At 47.7% G+C, this 22,784-nt stretch carries 15 protein-coding genes; 9 read left to right on the top strand and 6 right to left on the bottom strand.

All coding sequences use genetic code 11. The annotated features are described in order from the left end of the window. Positions 1 to 39: 39 nt before the first annotated feature. Positions 40 to 5,700, bottom strand: a complete 5,661-nt coding sequence (locus VC28_RS14270; RefSeq protein WP_197085535.1) for an alpha-2-macroglobulin family protein — start codon at positions 5,698 to 5,700, stop codon at positions 40 to 42. Positions 5,701 to 5,845: 145 nt separating this feature from the next. After that, positions 5,846 to 8,098, bottom strand: a complete 2,253-nt coding sequence (locus VC28_RS14265; protein ID WP_049631222.1) for an arginine/lysine/ornithine decarboxylase — start codon at positions 8,096 to 8,098, stop codon at positions 5,846 to 5,848. On the opposite strand from VC28_RS14265, the gene VC28_RS14260 reads away from it, so the two are divergent. After that, entirely contained in the window at positions 8,097 to 8,294 is a 198-nt protein-coding gene (locus VC28_RS14260) for a hypothetical protein (protein WP_049631221.1), read from the top strand. The two genes, VC28_RS14265 and VC28_RS14260, sit on opposite strands and share 2 nt — an antisense overlap. Before the next feature lie 128 nt (positions 8,295 to 8,422). Here the strand turns inward: VC28_RS14260 and VC28_RS14255 are convergent, their stop codons facing one another. Beyond that, complete coding sequence (locus VC28_RS14255) at positions 8,423 to 8,929, bottom strand: hypothetical protein (protein WP_049631220.1); 507 nt, start codon at positions 8,927 to 8,929, stop codon at positions 8,423 to 8,425. A 197-nt stretch (positions 8,930 to 9,126) separates the two neighbouring features. Here VC28_RS14255 and ubiE point away from each other — a divergent pair, with 197 nt between their 5' ends. The 7 genes from ubiE (at position 9,127) to VC28_RS14220 (ending at position 18,917) form a co-directional block, all read left to right on the top strand. Then, positions 9,127 to 9,876: a bifunctional demethylmenaquinone methyltransferase/2-methoxy-6-polyprenyl-1,4-benzoquinol methylase UbiE gene (gene ubiE / locus VC28_RS14250; protein WP_049632424.1), complete on the top strand. Its 750-nt coding sequence runs from the start codon at positions 9,127 to 9,129 to the stop codon at positions 9,874 to 9,876. Beyond that, on the top strand, positions 9,876 to 10,487 hold the full coding sequence (locus tag VC28_RS14245) for a ubiquinone biosynthesis accessory factor UbiJ (protein ID WP_049631219.1): 612 nt from the start codon (positions 9,876 to 9,878) through the stop codon (positions 10,485 to 10,487). Before ubiE ends, VC28_RS14245 begins: the two co-directional genes overlap by 1 nt. A gap of 16 nt (positions 10,488 to 10,503) precedes the next feature. Further along, the gene (ubiB, locus tag VC28_RS14240; RefSeq protein ID WP_049631218.1) at positions 10,504 to 12,144 is read left to right on the top strand and encodes a ubiquinone biosynthesis regulatory protein kinase UbiB; all 1,641 of its coding nucleotides are present in this window, start codon (positions 10,504 to 10,506) and stop codon (positions 12,142 to 12,144) included. Positions 12,145 to 12,172: 28 nt separating this feature from the next. Then, positions 12,173 to 13,780 carry a hypothetical protein gene (locus VC28_RS14235; protein WP_049631217.1) on the top strand — a complete coding sequence of 536 codons (1,608 nt, stop codon included), beginning with the start codon at positions 12,173 to 12,175 and terminating at the stop codon, positions 13,778 to 13,780. 29 nt (positions 13,781 to 13,809) lie between these two features. Then, on the top strand, positions 13,810 to 14,157 hold the full coding sequence (locus tag VC28_RS14230) for a hypothetical protein (RefSeq protein WP_156184336.1): 348 nt from the start codon (positions 13,810 to 13,812) through the stop codon (positions 14,155 to 14,157). Between the two features lie 160 nt (positions 14,158 to 14,317). Next, positions 14,318 to 16,135: a putative bifunctional diguanylate cyclase/phosphodiesterase gene (locus VC28_RS14225; protein WP_049631215.1), complete on the top strand. Its 1,818-nt coding sequence runs from the start codon at positions 14,318 to 14,320 to the stop codon at positions 16,133 to 16,135. Between the two features lie 31 nt (positions 16,136 to 16,166). Then, entirely contained in the window at positions 16,167 to 18,917 is a 2,751-nt protein-coding gene (locus VC28_RS14220) for an ATP-binding protein (protein WP_049631214.1), read from the top strand. A 22-nt stretch (positions 18,918 to 18,939) separates the two neighbouring features. On the opposite strand, the gene VC28_RS14215 is transcribed toward VC28_RS14220, so the two are convergent. From VC28_RS14215 to VC28_RS14205, 3 genes are all read right to left on the bottom strand, one after another. Next, entirely contained in the window at positions 18,940 to 19,755 is an 816-nt protein-coding gene (locus VC28_RS14215; RefSeq protein WP_049631213.1) for a Cof-type HAD-IIB family hydrolase, read from the bottom strand. Between the two features lie 166 nt (positions 19,756 to 19,921). After that, positions 19,922 to 21,157, bottom strand: coding sequence for a type II toxin-antitoxin system HipA family toxin (locus VC28_RS14210; protein WP_049631212.1), 1,236 nt, complete (start codon positions 21,155 to 21,157; stop codon positions 19,922 to 19,924). After that, positions 21,154 to 21,471: a helix-turn-helix domain-containing protein gene (locus VC28_RS14205; protein ID WP_049631211.1), complete on the bottom strand. Its 318-nt coding sequence runs from the start codon at positions 21,469 to 21,471 to the stop codon at positions 21,154 to 21,156. The genes VC28_RS14210 and VC28_RS14205 overlap by 4 nt, the downstream gene beginning before the upstream one ends. A gap of 553 nt (positions 21,472 to 22,024) precedes the next feature. Here VC28_RS14205 and VC28_RS14200 point away from each other — a divergent pair. Then, positions 22,025 to 22,702 (top strand): hypothetical protein, encoded by a 678-nt coding sequence (locus tag VC28_RS14200; protein ID WP_049631210.1) that lies wholly within the window; start codon positions 22,025 to 22,027, stop codon positions 22,700 to 22,702. Positions 22,703 to 22,784 lie beyond the last annotated feature (82 nt).

Genomic DNA, 22,784 nt, shown 5'->3' with positions numbered 1-22,784 from the left:
ATCTTTCATGTCATAAATTGATTATCAATCTATCTACATTTATTTATCTATCACTTCCACCCAATACCCTTTGCTCTTTGCATGTATTTTTTCATTGTACATAGCGCTGGTGTGCCAACCGGGTAGATAGAATTTACCGGCGTAACTCGCGTTTAAAATAATGCGCAATGTAACGCTGGTTTGGTTGCGGTCCTGGTAGCGATAGTTCCAGTAGTAATTGCGCCACAAACTAAAGTAAGCGAGTACGCGGTCATCGCGGATATCCATGTAGTCGATGCCTTTGGGCATTTGCGCACCTTCAAGACGTTCGTTGCGAATTTGCCAACCGCTGGGTACGACGGCGGTGAGTGCAATATTTTCGATATTGCTGGTGAGCAATTTATCGAACTCACCAGTGATGGTGACCTCCGCAACAAAATCCTGCCCTTGTGGCAATTGCTCAACGCTAAGCGGTTTATTGTCCAGCGTTAAAAAATCCACCTTCATCGCAAGGCCATCATTACTGGGTTCTTCATGCAAATTAGCAGGAATACCGCGGTTGCTCACCAGCACGCGAATGGGTTTGTCGTGATCATTGCGCACAGTCACTTGCGGATTATTGATCGCGGTGCGGAACAAGGCATTGTTGCTGGCTTGCGTGATCCAATTATTTTCGCCATGTTGCTGGTACGCGAATTTCACACCGTTACTGCTCACATTGGCGGCAGAAAATTCGCTCATGGCCAATAAGCCCCACGCGATACTTTGTGTGGAGTACCAGCTATCGCTGGATAAATCAGTTGCTACTTGTTCAGCCACTTGCCAGGTAAGGTCTTTGTTTGCATCCAAACTTACCAGTGTTGCGAGCAGTAAGCCGCGGTCACGCATATCAGAGCCGTAGGTATATCCGGCATCTTTATAAACAGGAACGTTATTCGATACTGCGCCCATTACATCTTGCGCAGCATCTTTTACACCAACATGCTGATACGCCATTGCCAGTAACCAGCGTGCAGGCAGGCGATAATCTTGCTGGCTATTTTGCGTTGATGATTTAAACGTTTCGCGCAAACGGTTCATGGCCGGTAATTCGGCTTTGTCGGCTAATGCCAGTGTGTAGAGGCGATAGGCCAGCACAACTTCATCGTAATAATTGCCTTCAATTTGTGGATTGCGTGCAGCATTGGTCTGGTAGCGAATCCAATTATCCAGCAAATTTTTTGGAACTGAATAGCCTGCCCGTTTTGCTTCCAACAAAAAGTGCCCTGCATAACTGGATGCCCATTCATTCACATAACCATCGCCCGGCCAATAAGAGAATCCACCACTCGCATGTTGAAAACTCGCAAGGCGTTTAATGCCTGCATTGATGTTGTGTTCAATATCGGCTTTTTGTGCGTCGGTTAAGTTAACCAATTTTTCCAAACGCAACTGTGGAAATACCGCTGAGGTGGTTTGTTCAATACACCCGTGCGGATAACCAATTAAATAATCCAGTCGCTGTTCCAAATTCAATGGCGGCAGTGTGCTCACTTCAAGGCTCGCGTTATTGGTGCCGATCATGCCATTTTGTTGCAGCGGCGATGTCCAGGTCTCGCCCGGTTGTAGCAATTTATTTTCCCAAACGGTAGTGGGCGGATTTGCCGCGCGCGAATCGATATAAATTTCTTGCGTAGCGATTTCATTGCCCGAGCGCGCAGTAATTTTCACATGGCCTTTGCCGATGCGGTCATTGACTTTGAGTTGCAAGTTGGCAATTGCATCGCCCGGCTCATTAAAGCTGAGCGTTGCACTGCCTTTCTCAATAGTGAATATTTCATTCGCTTCCACAGAAATATCCACGCTCTGGATATTCGCTTCGCTGACAAATACGTTCACCGGTAAATTAACGGATTCACCTGGCCCAAGTACGCGCGGTAGTGTTGCAAATAACGTGACGGGTTGCGTAACAGTAACGGTTTTTTCAACACTGCCATACGCGCTCACCGCTTTATCGGCTTTTGCATTGTTAGCGGTATCGCCCGCTACTAACATAACGCGCACTGAGCCCATATAAGGCGGCAATTGAATTTTATGCTCACGTGTTTCACCTGCTTTTAATTCAAATGCGCCGAGAAATTTTACGACGGGTGGAAAGCGGCGTTCACGACGTTTGCGTTCGGCTTCCAGTGCTGCATCGGAACCACCAATTGCTAAAACGCGTTCAAGCGATGCGCCATAACCACCGACTACCATGTCGAATAAATCCCAGGTGCGTACACCCAGTGCTTCGCGTTTGTAAAAATAGTTGTGTGCGTCGGGCGCATGGAAATTGGTAAGGCCAAGCAAACCTTCATCTACCATTGCTAATGTGTAGGTCATTGCGCGTTGGTTTTGCTCGCTCACTTTAATCGTGAATTCTGTTTCTGGCCGGACTTTTTCAGCCACTTCTAATGCGGGTAACAAACGTGTTGCTGGGTCTTCCACCAACAGCGGCACTATGCCGTATAAACGCATAGGTGCTTCGGCAACGCGCTCCTGATGCGGCAACAAAAGCGCAATGTTTGCGTATACATTAGGTGCCATCGCCTGGGTGATGGGAATATCAATTTCGGTTTGGCCTTGTTGTAAATCCAACCAGCGCGATTCCAATACTTTGCTGCCATTTTCAATACTGATTAATGCGCGCCCCTCGCGCGCTTTAGGTAAGCGCACTTTGGCAATATCGCCCACCTGATATTTTTCTTTATCCGTAGACAGCATTAATTGCGTGGCTGAATCGCTGGCGGTTGATGAGCCATAACTCCAGCCCAAATAAACCACTTCACCAGAGCAGTGACCCGCATCGTCCGTTTCAATGTCGCACACACGGATAATATGACGGCCCCAATCGTATTTATTTTTTTCCAATTTCCAATTGATGCGTCCGTTGCTATCGCTCACCAAGGTTTCGGTTGCCACTGAGCGATGCGTGGAATTATTAAAATATTCGGCGAGATTTTCATTTTCTTCATCCCACCACCAGCGCCAGCCGATCTCATATACGTTGACTTCCACTGTGCGGTTTGCATCGGCTTTGCCCTGTGCATTTAAGGTTTGGATTAAAATAGGATGATCTTCATCGCGGCTGATGGCATCCATATAGCCGCTGCCTTTGGGGATGTTTAAACCCACCCAGTGATCAAACGGCAATAATTCATAGGGCCGTAAAATGGTGCTGAAGTTACCGCTCTCTTCAAATACGCGAGTAGTAAAAGAGGCTGTTAATTTCCCCGGTGGTGGCGATGACAAACTCACATTCACCGGAAAACTGGCATAGCCTTTTTCATCCAATTGCCCATCAAACACTTTTTGGGTGCTGCTGGAAAAACTGCGCACAGGGTCATCAAACACAAATTGTTCGAAGCCTGCAAACACAGAGGCTTTCGGAAAGAGTTTTAATTCAGAATCGGATTTTAAATTTTTCGCGGTTGCACCTTGCAACCATTGCGCAAATAAACTGACTTGGGTTGGCATGTTACCAATGCGCAAGGGTATTTCTGCTGGCGTTAAATCGACTTTAATGCGATTGGGAACAACCATTTCGATTTTTAACATTTGATCAAAATAGCGGTTGCCCACATGCACTACAGCGCGATAATTTCCGGTGGGCGCGTTTTCATCGGTGCGCAGATTAAATGTATAGAAATCATTAACCGGCTGTACGTTAGTTCGGCTCAGCACTTTTTTACCACTGGGATCAAACAAATCCAACGTAACCGGGTGGTTCGCCGGTAACTGCTGGGTTTTATCTTCCAAAATAAAGGTCAGGAAAATATCATCACCCGGCCGCCATACATCGCGTTCGCCGTATAAAAATCCTTTCAGTCCACCTTTAATGTGTTCACCGCTCACATCAAATTGATTGGTGGGTAGCGCTTCACTGTTGCGCACACGCAAGTAGCCGACCTGCTTATCGTTTTTGGCTTCCAAATAAAATGCCACGCCATCGGTATTCAATTGCAACATACCGTAACTGTCAGTTTTTCCGCTGCCGATGGGCTGGCGCTGATAATTAAATGCAGTCACCTCGGTACCGCCCAATGGTTTGGCGGTGGTTAATTCAGTGCTGATAATATGCAGTTGGTTGTCGCTGCCGCGCTTTGCCATCAAACCGATGTCAGAGACAATAAAATTGCGCGCCGATGCAATATTGTCGCCGTAGTAATAGTAAGTATCGTCACAGGGATTATTGCGCTCGCTGTAATTGTAGTAACCGCTCGATTGGTAATATTGTTGATACCAAGCCGGTTCTTCTTCGCGGTCGTAATAATTTTCACCATCAGCATTTTCCGGCATTTTGCTGGTAGGTTCTGTGGGGCGCGCCTGATCGCAGGTATAAATAGAATTGCTGCGGTCAATACGCAATTCCAAACGGATTAATCCTTCCGGGTGCTGCGCCATTAACTCGGTCAGGTCAAGATTAAAACGTTGCACACCACTGCGTGGAATTTCTGGCAGGTTGTAGGTTTTACGCCACAAGTAGCGGCCAGTGTCAGTAGCGGCGTAAGCTGCGGTCAATTGATAGTCTTGCAAATACTGGCCGATGTTATTGGCAAATACTTTAAAGGCGATTACTTGTACTGAATCCACGCCCGCTGCTTCAAACGGAACAGAAATTTGTTTTGCTGGCGGTAAAATAGAGGTGCTACCTACAAAGCGAACTAATGGCTTTACTAATTCCAAAACAATTTTTTGTTGGTAATCACTGCCCAGACTTTTGCGCTTTTTACTGTTGACGCTACCGTTGATGGTTAAATTAAGTTCGCCTGCGTCCAGTTTGTCGGGCGTGTAGCGCAACACGCTACCATCTACAACCACATTCACGGGTTTGCCTTCAAGCGTTACCAAACCGCTGAGGTTTTGGGTGTTGTCCAGCTCTTCAGAAAATTGAATGTCGATGGTGGTATTGGGTTTGTGTGTGACTTGCACGCCAGTAATTTGAAACGCTTTTTGTGCAGGGATTTCAATATCGCGCGCGCCTTTGTCGTCCGAGCCAATAGCAGCACCATCCCACTCCAAATGAATGGAGCCAGCGGCCTCACCGCGTTCAATGCCGGTCAGTAAAAAGCGATGTGTTTTTTTATCCAATTCCTGTGACCAGACCGCATTGCTATCCCGGCCATTCACCTGGATGCGCAGGATTTTTTTCACTGCATCCAGCTCACTGGTGTCGGCGGTGGTAATTGCACCGCTCAACTGCATAACGTTCTCGTCATCGTCTTGCGTGCTCAAGCTGTCTACACGCAAATCAAAATCCTGTTTGATGGTATGCACTTCAAATTCAAAATCATCGAGCGAATTTTCGATTCCACTCAGCCCTTTGGGGCTTAATCGCACACGAATTTTTGTATCACCCGGCAATCGTTCAATCGGTTGGATGCGCAGGTCTGTTGTGGAGGTAAACGTGAGGTTGACGGGAATTTTGATATCCAGCGACACCTGCTTGGGGTCAAATGCGGTGTTCACTTCGGCTTCGCTTACCACGGGATGCGTGAAGCGGATGTACAGGGGGGATTCAGTGGCAACCCAGCGCTTGGGGTAATCAGCGATATGCGCCTCCCAATCCGGCGCTATGGCCTCTGCTGTTTTTATATCAAGCGGTGCCGATTGTGTTTTTTGTTCTGGCGCGGGTTTGTCACACGCGCTGAGCAAAAAGACCAAAGCGGCAATCGCACAATAAGAAAACCAATGAACACGCATAATATTTCCCTGTTTGGTTGTGATTGGTGGATACATTCCAAAAATGCCGATGATTCGGCGCGTTATTTTTTTGCCCAACAAAAAAGCCACCTCACTTTCATGAGATGGCTTTTAATTTATAACATCCTGTCCATGAACGGCAGCTTTATTGTTTTACGCAGTCAACGTAATAATCTTTTTTGCCATCCACTTCGCGTTTCACCAAGCCGTGTACGTCGGTTTCAAAGCCGGGGAATTTTTCGTTGAAATCGCGTGCGAATTTCAAATAGTCCACGATAGTTTTGTTAAAGCGCTCGCCCGGAATCAACAGCGGAATACCCGGCGGGTAAGGCGTTAACAAAATCGAGGTGATGCGGCCTTCGAGCTGGTCGATGGGTACGCGCTCGATTTCACGGTGCGCCATTTTTGCAAACGCATCGGACGGTTTCATCGCCGGTTGCATGTCGGACAAATACATTTCCGTGGTCAAGCGCGCAACATCGTAGGCTTTATAGAAATCGTGAATCTGCTGGCAAAGATCGCGCAAGCCCATGCGCTCATAGCGCGGGTTGGCTTGTGCAAACTCCGGCATGATGCGCCACATAGGCGCGTTCTTGTCGTAGTCATCTTTGAACTGTTGCAGCGCGGCTACGAGTGTATTCCAACGGCCTTTGGTGATGCCGATGGTGAACATGATGAAGAACGAGTAGAGGCCGCACTTCTCGATAATAACGCCGTTCTCAGCCAAATATTTGGTGACGATCGACGCGGGAATACCGGTCTCGGCAAATTGGCCATTGACCGACAAGCCAGGGTTAACGATGGTGGCTTTAATCGGGTCGAGCATGTTGAAGTTCGGCGCGAGTTTGCCGAAGCCGTGCCAGTTGTCATCGCTGCGCAATACCCAGTCTTCGCGCGAGCCAACGCCATCGGCTGCAAATTCATCCGGCCCCCAAACCTGGAACCACCAATCCTGACCCCATTCCTCGTCCACTTTTTTCATCGCGCGACGGAAATCCAGTGCTTCCAGAATCGATTCTTCTACCAGCGCGTGACCACCGGGTGCTTCCATCATCGCTGCGGCAATATCGCAAGATGCAATGATCGAGTATTGCGGCGACGTTGATGTGTGCATCAAGTAGGCTTCGTTGAACGCGTCCTGGTCCAGTTTTACTTTTTCCGATTCGCGCACCAACACTTGCGATGCCTGCGACAAACCGGCGAGCAGTTTGTGCGTGGATTGGGTAGAGAAAATCATCGATTCTTTTGCGCGCGGGCGGTCTTTGCCAATCGCGTGCATGTCTTGGTAAAACTCGTGGAAAGTCGCGTGCGGCAACCAGGCTTCATCGAAGTGGAGCGTATCGATTTTCCCATCAAGCATATTTTTCAGCGTCTCGACGTTGTAGAGCACACCATCGTAAGTCGATTGGGTAATGGTGAGGATGCGCGGCTTTTTATTCGCGGCTTCACGCGCAAACGGGTTCGCTTGTATTTTGCGCTCGATGCTTTCCGGCGTGAATTCTTCCAGCGGAATTGGCCCGATAATGCCGAGGTTATTACGCGTCGGCATCAGGAATACCGGAATCGCGCCGCACATGATGATTGAGTGCAGAATGGATTTATGGCAGTTGCGGTCAACTACCACGATATCGCCCGGTGCCACGGTGGAGTGCCACACCATCTTGTTAGAGGTAGAGGTTCCGTTGGTGACGAAGTAACAATGGTCGGCATTGAAAATACGCGCGGCGTTGCGCTCGGAGGCCGCGATAGGGCCAGTGTGGTCGAGCAGTTGGCCGAGCTCTTCTACTGCGTTACACACGTCGGCGCGCAGCATGCGCTCACCGAAAAATTGGTGGAACATCTGGCCAATCGGCGATTTCAAAAAGGCTACGCCGCCCGAGTGACCGGGGCAGTGCCAGGAGTAGGAGCCGTCTTGTGCGTAATGCACCAGCGCGCGGAAAAACGGCGGTGCAAGGCCATCGAGATAAGATTTGGCTTCGCGGATGATATGGCGCGCCACAAATTCAGGCGTGTCTTCAAACATATGAATGAAGCCGTGCAGCTCGCGCAAAATATCGTTGGGAATATGGCGCGAGGTGCGCGTCTCACCGTATAGGTAAATCGGGATGTCGGCGTTTTTGTAGCGGATTTCTTCCACAAACGCGCGCAGGGCTTTGAGGGCGTGATCGGTCTCTTCTTGCGAGCCGGTGCCAAATTCTTCGTCATCGATCGACAAAATAAACGCCGAGGCGCGCGATTGCTGCTGCGCGAACTGCGACAAATCACCGTAGCTGGTAACGCCCAGTACCTCCCAGTTTTCTTGCTCGATAGCATCGGCTAGCGCGCGTATGCCGGAACCCGAGGTGTTCTCGGAGCGGAAGTCTTCATCGATGATGACAATAGGAAAGCGAAATTTCATGGGATCCCCACAAAAAATAAACGAATGGAATTTCACTTGCTGGCGAGCACGCCTCTGGGTGGTGCTTGTACTGATGCCCTACACATCAGCGCTGGTTACTGGCGAACCTTCCGGCCAGCTCACTGGAACAGCGAACCGAGGAAAAACCGGTGGTGGTTTGGAAGCCATAGGTATGGTTTACAGTGCCGCGCATTGACCGGTCTAAGTGTAGAACGAATTTTCTACTGCGAAGTTCCCGGCAACGCGGCGGCGATTGTAATTCACTTGAGCGAATTCAAACACCCATTTGTGACATTTAAGGGCGTTAGCAACAGAGACGGGAGCTTATTGGGCCGGATCGGGTTCAACAGGCTTGGCGGGATTTTTCCGTGCATCCTCTTCTATCACGCGCTGTGCCGCTGGCATCGCCTGCTGGATCAGTAATTGTTCCTCTGCACTGGGTTTTTTGTAGCCGCGCGGGGTCATCCCATCCCAATAGCGCCAGCCGTAGCCCCAGCGATAGTGGTTCATCCAGTAAGGGCTGCCGCCCCAGCGCACATTGCTGTACATATATTTGGCCATGCCGGGGCCTTGTGCAGTTTTGACACAGGCTTTGATCTCGTCATCGGCTTTTTTGCGCTCGGCTTTGCTGCCGCCCTTCCAATAGGCCAGATCATGCGCAACACAGCAGTGCCGCCAAAGATTCGGGTTCTCTGGAGTACCATCCAGCCACAGCGAACAGCCATCGGTAGTGAAGGGCTTGAGCGGGCTGGTTGTCGCTTGGTTGGCGTGGACCGATAAGCCAGTAAACAAACACAGCAACAATGCCATAGCGGTAAAACAGGAGCGCATGCAGGGTTCCTTACGTGTGGTTGATTGCGTTAGATCCGGTTTTGGTCGCGGGCGATTTTACGCACTCACCGCGCAAATATGAAACCGCCGCGAATCCACAACATCCTGTGTATCTATATGCCTCGCCCAGTGCAGTTAATGCCAGTACAATGCGGGCATCCTGCCCTTTGCGGTTAGCCCTGCCTTTGGAATCCGTTATGAACGAGAAAAAAACCACCCACTTTGGCTTTCAGGAAGTGCCTGTCGATGAAAAAGCGGGGCGCGTTGCTGAAGTATTCCATTCCGTCGCCGCCAAATACGATCTGATGAATGACTTGATGTCAGCAGGCATCCATCGTTTGTGGAAGCGCTTTACCATTGAGGCATCCGGCGTGCGCGCTGGCCACAAGGTATTGGATATCGCGGGCGGCACCGGCGATTTGAGCTACCAGTTCGCCAAATTAGTGGGTGCTAACGGGCAAGTGGTGCTCGCCGACATCAACGCCTCAATGCTCGGCGTTGGCCGCGACCGGCTCACCGACCGCGGCATTGCCGGCAATATCAACTTTGCCCAGTGCGATGCACAGTACCTGCCCTTCCCGGATAACACCTTTGACTGCATCACCATCGCCTTCGGTCTGCGCAACGTCACCGACAAAGACCTCGCCCTGCGCTCCATGCTGCGCGTATTGAAACCGGGCGGGCGATTGTTGGTGCTGGAATTTTCCAAACCGCAAAGTGACATCCTCAGCAAGGTGTACGACACCTATTCATTCAAAGTGCTGCCGTTTATGGGCAAGTTGGTGACTAACGATGCTGATAGCTATCGCTACCTTGCCGAATCCATCCGTATGCATCCGGATCAGCAAACACTGAAAGACATGATGGATAGCGCCGGATTTGTGCGCACCGAATTCCACAATATGACCGGCGGCATAGTCGCGCTGCATAAAGGCATTAAACCCTAATGGCTAACACCCTATTGATTGGCGCGCTCGCCAGCGCCGAGAAAATTATCAACGCAGCTCTGCGTTACGATCCCGCCACGCGCACCGGTCTTACTCGTTTGGAAGGAAAAATTCTTGCGGTGCAAATCAGCGCACCGGCACTGAATTTTTTTATCATGCCAATGGATGATGAGCTGCGCCTAATGGGCAATTGGGACGGCGATGTGGATACGCGTATCACTGGTTCCCTGCCTGCGCTTGCGCAACTGGCACAAACCGAAATCCACAATTTAAAAGACAGTGGCGTTACCGCGATGGGTGATTTATCGCTGCTTGCTGACTACCAGCGATTGCTCAAAAACCTCGACATCGATTGGGAAGATATGCTCAGCCAATTCACGGGCGATATCATCGGACACCAAACAGCACAATTGATCCGCACAAAATTTGGTTGGGTAAAAGACCGTGCAAACAGTGCGCAGCGGCTCACCAAAGAATTCCTCACCGAAGAATTAAAAACCATGCCCGGTAAACCCGAACTTGAAACTTTTTATCGCGATGTGGATGAGTTGCGTCTGGCGGTAGATCGCGCAGCTGCGCGTGTTGAAACGATCATTAATAAAAAACCATGAAAGAGAAATTGAATCCGTGATTGTTTTTTTCCGTCTATTAAAAATCCTGCGCGTATTTGCACGCTATCGTCTGGATCAATTGTTGCCAGCGAATCTGCCTTTTGCTGCGAAACTTCTATTATTATTTTTCAAATTATTCCCGGCACCGCGGCTCTCACGCGGCGAGTGTTTGCGCCGTGCGTGCGAAGACCTAGGCCCTATCTTTGTCAAATTTGGCCAGTTGTTATCAACCCGCCCCGATCTCGTGCCCGATGACATAGTGCAGGAATTAAATCACCTGCAAGACAATGTCGCGCCTTTTGCCAGTGAAGAATTCCAGCGCATTGTTGAAGCATCCTTAGGTGCGAAAGTCAGTGATATTTTTGCAAGTTACGAGCACGCGCCGCTTGCGTCGGCATCGGTAGCGCAGGTGCACACGGCGGTGTTGAACGATGGCCGCGAGGTGGTCATTAAAGTAATTCGTCCGGGTATCCAGGCGGTTATTGAACAAGACATCGAGCTGCTGTTGTTGGTGGCGCGCTGGGTAGAAAACAATACGCTCGATGGAAAACGCCTGCATCCGGTTGAAATTGTAGAAGATTACCGCGTTACCATTATTGATGAACTGGATTTGCAGCGCGAAGCGGCCAACGCCTCGCAACTGCGGCGCAATTTTTTAAATTCGCCTTTGCTTTATGTGCCGGAAATTTATTGGGATTACACCCGCAGCAATGTATTGGTGATGGAGCGCATTTATGGCATTCCCGTAACGGATATGGCCGCGCTCAATGCGCAAAATACCGATCTGAAAAAATTGGCCGAGCGAGGAGTGGAAATATTCTTCACCCAGGTGTTCGAGCACAATTTTTTCCATGCCGATATGCACCCAGGCAATATTTTTGTCTCCACCAAAAACCCGCAACTGCCGCAATATATTGCGGTGGATATGGCCATCGTCGGCTCACTCACGCGTGAAGACCAATATTATTTGGCCAGAAATTTACTGGCGATGTTCCGCCGTGATTATCGTCAGGTTGCCGAGCTGCACGTGCAAAGTGGTTGGGTGCCATCCTATGTGCGGGTAGAAGAATTGGAAGCGGCAATTCGCACGGTGTGCGAGCCGATCTTTGAAAAACCGCTGAAAGAAATTTCGTTTGCGAATGTATTGCTGAGCTTGTTCCGCACGGCGCGCCGGTTCGATATGGAAGTGCAGCCGCAATTGGTGTTGTTACAAAAAACCTTGCTGAATATTGAAGGGCTTGGCCGACAGTTATATCCCGATCTGGATTTGTGGGCGACTGCACACCCGTTTTTGGAGCGCTGGTTGAAAAACCGTTTTCATCCCAAATCGCTCTGGCGCGAACTCAAACGCACCGCACCGGATTGGATGGAAAAATTCCCGCAGGTGCCGGATCTGATTTTCAGCAGCTTGCAACAATTACCGCTGATTACGCAAAAGCTGGATGCATTGGAAAACGATGTTGCCAAGCGCAACCTGCACCAGCATCGCGGCCGCCGGAAATTAATCGCGCTGGTCGCCCTTGGTGCAGCCGGATATTTTCTCTATCAAGATATGCAAGGTTCAGCGGTATTGCGCGATTGGATTATTACCGATGTATCACCCTCCACTATTGTATTGGGTGCCATTGGCTTGTTGGCCTTGTGGTTTAGAAAATAACGATTTACCACCCCATTAAGGATTGATGATGAACAATAAAAAATCGATTAGCATTTTTCTCATTGTAGGAATAATCGCCGCCGGTATTTATTTTTTCTGGATGGAAACGTCACCGGCTTTATCTTCCCCTGATTTGGCAAACAGCCAAAACTCCCCAGTCATTGAATCGGTTGCATCCCTTTCCGGTTCAGGTATTTCTCCTGAGCAAAGTCAATTGCCCACAGTAACCAAGTCGGATTGCTTTGCTCTGTTTAGTGATAATCAAACACCTGACTTGTTGCACCAACAGCAAAACCATCACTTGATTGCCTTTTTTCGCCAATTGGAAGAAAAAGGTTATGAAAGAAATCAGTTAGAACAAATAGGGGATGTTGCTGAACTGAATAAAAATACTGTTTCTGCAGCACTAATGGGGAGAGATATTCAGGAGCACAATGACATTTATCATGAGGTGTTGCTACCTGACAATTATGACTCCATGGTTCACATGCCTAGTGATCAGCGTGACACTTTTGATAAATTGTTGGATAAAAATGATTATGCAGGTTTGATAGATGCGTTTGAAAGAAAGCAAATTAACCCTGCACATTTGCGTATAGGTAGTTCAGTGCTTGCAGAGGCAATCAATAAAAATCCGCAAATTACTATTAATGAGATCCAGTCACTTCTGGATGCGGGCGTAGCAATTCATTTAGAGGCGATTGTTGAAGCCACCAGATCGGCTAGTGCCGAAGTGATTACTTATTTGGCGGAAAGATACCAAGGTAATTTAAACTCGACTTGGCAAATTGATGACATTGATAGCAATCTCACCATGGTAGCGGCCTCCGTATTTCGCGATGATTTATTCTATTATTTTTTCAACAAAGGCATCCCACCTTATGTTGCTAATGAATACTCAATGGCAACCTTTTTTGATGTAATGCCCGAGCCTGTTACCGGTGATCAGAGGCAGCGGGCACTTATCTATGTTGAGGATGCATTCAAGAATGGAGCAAGGATGACGCAGGTGTCGTCATTGGAGCGACTCAAACGTTGGCTGCCCGATAATATACAGCGCGATTATGCTGTTTCATTGACTCCGCTTATCGATGTTCCTGTAGAGCACCTGGAGTTAGGACAACAATTAAAAGCAGAACTGGATGGCTTTCGTAAAAAAATAGACTCGACAAAAAAAACAGAACAAGCTTGCGTTAAACAACATAAATATACGGTTGAACAATATTTAGAAGAGTTGTTAAAAGGTAATCCCAACTCTGCCAGAGTATCCCTGGCAACTAAAAAGCTGGTGATGGAGCATATAGATAGTCTGTTTAAAAATGAATGGAAGAGAATGGCGGCTACCCAACTGGCAGAAGTGGTTCCAGAAGCTATCCTTTTAGCAAATCGTCAATCGCAAGAAGCTAATAAGGCAATGATCAATGCTACCTTTGATAAACAATGGGACAAAGCATTGACCTTATGTACCACGCATCCTCGCACAGATTTACGTCCTAATCTCTGTTCGTCACTCCTCAATTCCTATGCGGGTGACGAGAATGCCACATGGGAATTTATGGAAAAAATCCTACCCCATGTCGATGAATTATCACCTTATGTGATAACCGGATTGGCAACTAAAATCGTGTTGATCTAATTAAGAAGTTAATGCCTTACGGCGTGCCTTTGGACTCTAAGGATTACGATGGCAATGCATTATCTTGGGCTATACGTCTTGGCAATAATACAGAGGCAATTGCATTGCTACTGGAAAATGGTGTGAGCACTAAACCCGACTTTCCCGGATTGGATGCACTGGATTATGGGTTGGCTGAATTGGATAGTTATAATTCTCAAATGAAACGGGATGATGGATCGCCTTACTTCAGTACTCCACGCGATATTGCCCTGTTAATCAATGCTGGTGCTTCTATCGAGCGCAGCCATATTGAAAAAATCCAACAGCTCAAAACCCTCAACCCGGATGCATACCGTGCGTTAATTGAAGCTGTGCCTGCACTTGCGGCTTATTAATAAGAATGTAACAAAAGGGGTTCAGTCAATCGAACCCCTACATATTCCCGCTTTTGGTTTTGACACCTGACCACTAAACAAATCTTCATAAACAGCGCGTAGCTATTCTTTTCTCATCTGCTATTATCCGAAGACAACAATAGTCAAGGATTTTATTGTCATGTCGAGCGCGACACGTATTTTGCTGGTCGATGATACCCCCGAAAATCTGGATGTCCTCAGCGGAATTCTTGAAGATCTGGATTGCCAATTAATTGTGGCAACGTCCGGAGAACGTGCGCTGGAGCTGGCTGCACGGCGCTTGCCCGATTTGATTTTGCTCGATGTAATGATGCCGGACATGAACGGCTTTGAAGTCTGTACCCGCCTCAAGGCCGAATTGGCCACCACTGAAATCCCGATTATCTTTGTGACTGCGCGTGCGGATGATATTAGCCAGGGCTTCCGTGTAGGCGGCGCTGACTATATTACCAAGCCGATCAATGCCGATGAGGTGCGCTCCCGTGTGCGCCATCAGCTGGAACGGCAGACAATGCTCGCGGAACTGAAATCCTTTAACCGTGAGCTGGAAGGCAAGGTGCGCGAGCGCACCGCCGAGCTGACCATCGCCAACCGCCAGCTGCGCGAGGAAATTAATGAGCGGCGCTACATGCAAGACCGCCTCAATTATCTCGCCACCCACGATTTTGTCACCCGTCTGCACAACCGCAATGCCCTTGAAGCTCATGTATCCGAATTGCTGGCGCGCGTGCAAGTACAAGACATTAATGCCTCGTTCTTGTTAATTGATATCGACCGCTTCCGTTTGATTAACGAAAGTTGCGGCTGTATCGCCGGTGATGAACTATTGCGCCAATTTGCCGATAGCATCAGCGGCTTGTTAACGCGCAATGATTTTTTTGCGCGTTTGGGCGGCGACCGTTTTGCCGTCGTCACGCATTGTGAAGAAGGCGACAAAGGAATTGCGCTTGGAAAAAATATTCTCAAGCATTTGCAGCAATTTAATTTCCAATGGGAAGATCGCCAATTCCAATTGGCTGCCTCCATCGCCACCATTCCACTTAACCGCACCATGGTGAGTTACGATCAAGTCATGCTCGCCGCCGATGAAGTCATTTTTGTTGCCAAGCGTGAAGCGCGCGGCGGTATTTTCAGTTACGAAGAGGCTGCCCAACGCAGCAACTTGCACAAAGACAATATTAATTGGGCATCGCGTTTGGTGGATGCAGTACATAGCCAATTGTTCCGCGCCTATTTCCAGATGATTGAATTTCTGCCCGCAACAGCGGGCCTGGCCAAACCCCGTTATCGTTTGGAAATATTGTTGCGTTTGTGGGATGCAACTCATCAGCGCATGGTCTCACCCGGTGAATTCATCGGCCCGGCGGAACGTTTGCATTTGGTGCCCGAGCTGGATAAATGGGTAATTAACAGTACCTTCAATTTATTTGCACAGCATCCGCAATTGCTGGAGCTGTTAGAGCTTATATCCATTAACTTATCTGCCATCTCTATCCGTGAATCACAATTGGCGCAATTCATCATCAATAGTTTCCATCACCACAATTTACCACCACATAAATTTTGTTTTGAAATCACTGAAACCCAAGCGATTGTCAACGTAGAATCGGCGCGCCAATTTATGAAAGAGCTGCGCGAGTTGGGTTGTCATTTTGCGCTGGATGATTTTGGCAGCGGCTTTGCGTCTTATGCGTATTTGCATCAATTGGCATTCGACAAAATAAAAATCGACGGCATTTTTGTGCGCGATATGGATACCGACCCTGCGCACTACGCGATGGTGAAATCCATTGTGGAAATGGCGAATTCTTTGGATAAAGAAATTATTGCCGAGTTTGTAGAAACAGCCGAAGTTGCCCAACAGCTGCGCGAGTTGGGTGTCAGTTGGGGGCAGGGTTATCACCACCATCGCCCGGAAGAATTGAATTATCAGTCGTTGGAAAAACTCCTGGGCTGATTACACCTGACTTACACAGGGTGCGTTACCGGTGCTGAAGCTCTCTCGTAAATATTTTTATCTCTACGCCAAATTACCACTGCTTAACCTGGGTTTTGCGGTGGTTTATTTTTTATTGGTGCAGTTTGGCATTAGCTGGGGTTCGCTTACATCGCAAGTGTCGCTGATCTGGCCGGCGGCAGGTTTTGCGCTTTTCAGTTTATTAATATTTGGATTGCGTATCACTCCGGGAATTTTGCTAGGCACCGTTAGCGCAACCTACTTCGTCCACCTTGAACCCATCGCGGGTGCCAGCCTATCAACCTTGGTGGCAGCGCTGGTTATTGGTAGTGCCGCATTATTTCAGGCAATTGTTATTGCACGTATCAATCGCGGTTTATTGAGCAGTAACTTATTAGTGAATTTGCGCCGCACGCTGTTGTTTATTGCCAGCGTGTTTCTAGGCACACTGATTGCCGCCAGTGTTGGCGTAGTCACCTTGTATTGGCTCTCGGTTATACCTGCGGCAGAGATGGGAAAAACCTGGGAATTTTGGTGGATGGGCGACAGCATCGGTATGTTGGTATTCACCTCGGCATTCGCGTGGTTATTAATTCCACGGGTGCGACAAAATACGCATTCACAAGCATTTTTGTTGTTGAATGTGGGCGTAGGTTTGGTGATGTATCTGGTGTCTGCATTGGGTTACATCGAACACAACGAATCGAACCGTTTTGCCAATACCGCAGAGATGCTGATGCCCGCGCAAAACACGTTACCCTGGTATCAACCCAGTTGGTTGCAGCTATCGGTGCTTGCACTGGGTTTATCGCTGATCGGTTTATTAACTGCTTATATTCGCACGCGTCAAAAACACGAAGCGCTGTTGCGTGAAAATCAAAAACGTTTGGAAGATGAAGTACTATCGCATACCCAGGCGCTGCGCAAAGCCAATGACTGGCTGCTGAATGAAGTGATGCAACGCCAGCAAACGCAAGAGCAGTTGCAGGAGTCCCAAGCGGCATTGCGCGCCCGCGAGCAACATTTACGCAGCCTGCTCGATAATATTCCCGATCCTGTCTGGTTTAAAAATCTTGATGGCATTTATGTCAGCTGCAATAAAGCTTTTGCACGCATGCTTAACCAAACTGAAGATGAAGTGGTGGGCAAAACTGAAGAACAACTGGTATCGCGTGAGCTGGCAGAATTCTTTCGTCACAATGATCAGCAAGCGCTAAAAAGTACCGAGCTGCATCGCTATGAACAATTAATTAGTGTTAACGAGCATGAACACTATTTGTTGGATACATTAAAAGTCGCGGTACGCGATGAGCAGGGTAACGCCGTTGGCATTCTGGGAATTGGCCGCGATATTTCTGCGCAAAAAGAAGTAGAAAAACAATTATCACTAGCAAAAGATGCAGCCGAAAAAGCCACGCACGCCAAAAGCCGTTTTCTGGCCAATATGAGCCATGAAATTCGCACGCCGCTCAACGCTGTATTGGGCTACACCCAATTATTAATGCGCGATGAGCAATTCACCGGCAATCAACGCGAACGCCTGCAATTAATTTTGGTTGCCAGCCAGCGCCTGTTAACACTCATCAACGATATTCTGGATCTCTCCAAAATTGAATCCGGCGTGTTGAATTTGCGCAAAGAATATTTTGACCTTCATCAGGAAGTTGATGATATTAAAATTATCATGGCCGAGCGGGCGCAAAATAAAGGCTTGCAATTGATTACCCAGGTTGATTTGCCAGACCCCTATATCGTAAAAGGCGACCGCCAAAAAATCGGTCAGATCCTGTTAAATCTATTAGGTAATGCGATCAAATTTACGCCCGAGGGTAGCGTCAGTTTATATGTGGCGCATCTTGCTGGTGAAGTTGAATTTGTGATTGGCGATACCGGCCCCGGCATTTCAGAAGCAGAGTTAGCCGAATTATTTTCGGCCTTCAAGCAAGGCCAAGCCGGTGAAGATGCCGGTGGTACCGGCCTTGGCCTTACCCTCTCGCGCCATTTGGCCGAAGGCATGGGTGGCAGCTTGCAACTCTCCAGTATTCTTGGGCAGGGCACGCTGGCGCATTTGCGTTTGCCGCTACTCAGCGAAAATATTTTGCTCGACCCGCGCGACACCCAAACACAAGTTCATCACTTGCAACCCGGCAGTCAATGCAAAGTGTTGGTGGTGGAGGACGATGAAGCCAGTTGTGAAATTCTGGTGGATTTGTTGCAGCAGATTGGTTGCGAAACCTACGCCGCCCACGATGGCCGCGAAGGCTTGGCACTTTGCCAAGCGCAGCACTTCGATATTATTTTTACCGACATCCGCATGCCCTATTTAAACGGATTGGAAATGCTGCGCCGGTTACGCGCATTGCCCGGCTACAGCAGCACGCCCATCGTTGCAGTGTCGGCATCCAGTTTGGAACATGAACGCGCGTATTATTTAACGCAAGGCTTCCAGGAATTTATCGGCAAGCCCTATGCGTTTGACGATGTATTCGCCGCACTAAAACATTATGTGCATGTGCATTTTGATACAGACGCAAATGTAAGCGAGACAGAACAGGAAGATGCTGGTCCCGTTGATCTCTCACTGCTTGCAGGCCGTTTGCAGGAATTAGCTGAATTCGCGGCAAGCGGTGAAATGTCAGCGAGCAAAAAAATCATTACTGCATTCACCGCCGAGCAATTAGGCAAGCAGCGTCACCAACAACTTATTAACGCAATGCGCCAATACGATCTGGAAAAAATAGAGCAGCTGGTGCGCGAGTGGCTTGTGGGTATTTCGGCATAAATTATTCGCGCAAGATAAATTACTAGCCCTGCAGTACATGCTCAAACAAAAAGCGCGCCACACCATCTTCAGTATGTGATAACGCGCGATGGGCGTGAGGGAATAAGTTTTTCAATTTTTCACTCGCGTTGCCCATCACCACTGCGTGGCTAACCGCACCAAATAATTCCACGTCATTAAATCCATCGCCAAAGGCCATGCTATTGGTCAGCGAGAAATTCAAATACATCGCCAGGGTTTTAAGTGCATTGCCCTTGGAAATATGTTGCGGCATGGCCTCCAAATAATAATCGTCGGAAAAGGTCAAATGGATTGGCAACGGAAGTGCGTGTTCAATTTGTACTTTCAGTTGTTGCAGTTTGGCGTTTTCCCCGTAAAACAAAATCTTTAATGCGGGCGTGATGATCATTTCCTGCAATGGAATTTGGCGATAAAAAAATTGTGATTCTGCGTGCGCATCCAACATAGATTCACAGGGCGCATTCACCAACCACTCGACATCGGTATACATATTTAAATGAACACCCGCTGCTTCACCCAAAGGCAACAGCGTTTCATTAACAATCAATGGTAAACACGCACGCCGGATTAACTCACCTTCTGCGTTATGGATCATCGCCCCGTTGCAGGTAATTGCCGCAATACCGCCACCCAATTGCGTTAAATATGCACGAATATCCTTGTAGTGCCGCCCCGTCGCAATCACCAACCGGTGACCGCGCTCGCGCAGTGCATTCAGCGCACTAATCGTTAATGGCGAAAGTTCATGGTGCTCATTTAACAGAGTGCCATCCATATCAAATACAAATGTGTTGGGAGCTGATGACTGCTCAAACATGCAAAACTCCAAATAGAGAATAATTCGTGACCCGTATGGAGTGTAACGGAATACGGGGCTATTGATTTTGCTTTTCTATGCCGCCCTCAAAAAAGACAAACTCCGTATTCCGTTGGATCCCATAACCCCGCATTCCGCTAGGCTCCATGCGGACTACTCTATGTCTTTAAACATTAAATGCAGCAGAAAGAAGCTGTTGCTCTCCTCGACTAATGCCAATAGCGGTAGCTGTTGTTTTCCATTGACTGACACTGGTTAATACGTCAGTTTTGATTTTTTCTGCAGTACTTTTTCTTAATTGAAAAAAGTCGATAACACTCATCGCCAAGTCATAATCCAGACGATTGTCATCGTCGGTGATATTTAAATGTAATCCGCTAGCAGGAGTTACCGGGTTTACATCATATGCCGGTGAAAGAATCCAGCCTCCATGGTGATAAATAAAGCCATGGTTGCGTAAATGGTCATCGGTATTTGAAATAGCAATATTAAAAATGATGCGCCGCCATAATTGCTCCAAATCCGGTTTGGTATTGGAACCTTGTTCGGTGAGGAATTGGGCTAATTCCAAATAACTTGCATCGTGTTCGCCATCGTAATAGCCGAGTTGGGTCATAGCGGAGGTGAAATGCAAACGGTTTTTTTCCGTACGATCAAAACGTTTTGTTAAAAACGTATGGTGATGACTATTAAATTTTTCTATGCGGCAGGGAGCCATATGAATGCCAGCATTCAGCGCGAGTTGATGGGCAAGATATTCCCACGCACCTATATCGTAATCATCATAACGGCTTGGAAATTTCGCTATCCATAAATGTTTTGCATCATCAATAACCGAGGCTTTGGGTCGTGCGCCGCCAAGGGAGGAACCTGGAGACATAAGCATGTACAGCCATTTTAAATAGTCAGGGTCTTCACTATTACTGTCTTCCACTTGTTGCGCTGCGTATTCAAGTTCTTTAAGGGAGGACATGGGCGGCGCTGCCAAGCGCTGGTCGTTATCAAGAAATTCGCCTGTTAATTCGCGTTTGAAACGTAAAGCGCCTTGGCGATAAAGATCATGAACGCCAAGCAAATAATCAATTTCATGAAGCACCTGCGGGCGGCGATTTTCTTGTCGGGCGATATAATTTTCGCGCCGCTTCATCAGCAGCCGACCCCAGCGATCCGGGCATGAATCTAAAAAAATTCTGAAATTATTGGAGTCAGTGCTGTGTTGCTCACCGGAATAAAGATGTAAATCAGGATCAATTTTTTGCGCGAATGAAGACCGCAGCCAAGTCTCATCGTAAGTAAAACTGAAATGCTCTTTATTTTTATTGACTGTTGAACGCAAGCTACCAACTAACGTTGGCTCAGCAAATTCTTCCCAATCAGCAAACACATAAACTTCCGTATTCATGTTGATTTTCCAATCAGTTTTATATCCTGCAATTTACGCCCAAGCGCATCGTCACTCGCCACCTTGAGCAAATCATCCACCAAACCGAGCACACCCAGCACCGCCACATAGTGGCCAAGGGAAACAGTTGCATCCCCGTTTTCAATTTTGCGAATAGTTAAACGGCTCAACCCGGTGCGCTCGGAAATCAGTGCCTGAGTGTAGTTTCGCCGTTTGCGCGCAAGCTTGATGTTCTCCCCAAGCTGCGCCAAGACCTTCTGGTTACGGGGAAAAACAATGGCAGTACGTGATTGGCTGGAGTCGTCTTTGGGCATAATAATTACCAAATAGGCCTTATATGGTAACTATAGTGCTCATTTTGTAGCAAGTAAAGCAGGGTTTAGCGATTGCTGTTGGTGATGGGAGGGGTGTTGGTGATGTAACCCCATGATGATTGGTAGCCCGTATGGAGCCTAGCGAAATACGGGAGCTTTTGATGTTGCCCTTTTATTCCGTCCTCAAAAAAGACAAACCCCGCATTCTGTTTAGCTCCATGCGGATTACGCAACTTAAATGACATTATATGTGATGCCCATAGCGTATATTAAAAACGCTGCCTAAAAACGAATGTATTTTTTTACCTCGGTTGTTACATTTTGTGTTCATCTAATTTGGAACAAAATTAAGGACAGCTCAATGGAACTGCATTTTTTCCCAGGACAGAATTTGCTCTTCCTAAAAAAAGGAAATGTATTTTTCGCTCGCTATGAGGCGTGGGGTGGGCCATCGTCACTAGGCAGTGATCCACTATTAATCTGTGCGGCAGAGATGTAATTATGAGCATGGGCGGCTTTAAACCAAAAACAACATTCGTGGTGCGCAAATACAATGAAACAATATAAATTTCTTGGTGCATTAGCACTATTTCTTTTAACAGCATGCAAAACGAATGCTGATGTATCCCTAGCTTGGCGAGAAGATGGTTTAGTTACCAGTGCCGATGGCAAAAAAATTCAATTGGAAATTCAAGGTATTTACGATGCCCTAAATTATGAGGGGAATGCTTATCTCGCAGGTTTCAAGATAGACAAAGAAGGAGCAAACTATCCATATATTGCAAAGATTAGCAGTGATCTTTCCTCTATTAAATATTGGCCATTTGAAAGCATTCAAAACGATATTTTTGTATACCAAAAAAATATCCATTCAGTAAGCATGGATGGAGAAGTGTATAAAATGGAAAACAACGATTGGCATTTAACCGAGTTAACATTCCCGCCCGATTCACAAGTGGTGTACTCAGATAACAACACCAATCTAATTGTTTGCTATCCAGCTGCATTAGCAAAATCGGTTGTAAGACAAAGCGGTTGTAAATCCCTAAAAAATCAATGGCAGCAAGATTTTGTTTGGCAGACTCACACTCCAAAAATGTGCAATGGCAAGCTCCATGCTATAGCGCAAGAAAAAGATTCAAATTTTATTAAGAAGATCGATATATCTACAGGAAAGGAAATTTCTTCTAACGTGCTCACGCAAGTTCCAGAAGATATCTGTAACCTTTAAACAGTAGCCCGTATGGAGCCTAGCGAAATAAGGGAGCTTTTGAGGTTGCCCTTTTATTCCGTCCTCAAAAAAGACAAGTCTC

Source organism: Cellvibrio sp. pealriver, from assembly GCF_001183545.1.
In the GTDB taxonomy this organism is placed as follows: Bacteria; Pseudomonadota; Gammaproteobacteria; order Pseudomonadales; family Cellvibrionaceae; genus Cellvibrio.
This window is presented reverse-complemented; position numbering and strand designations above follow the sequence as displayed.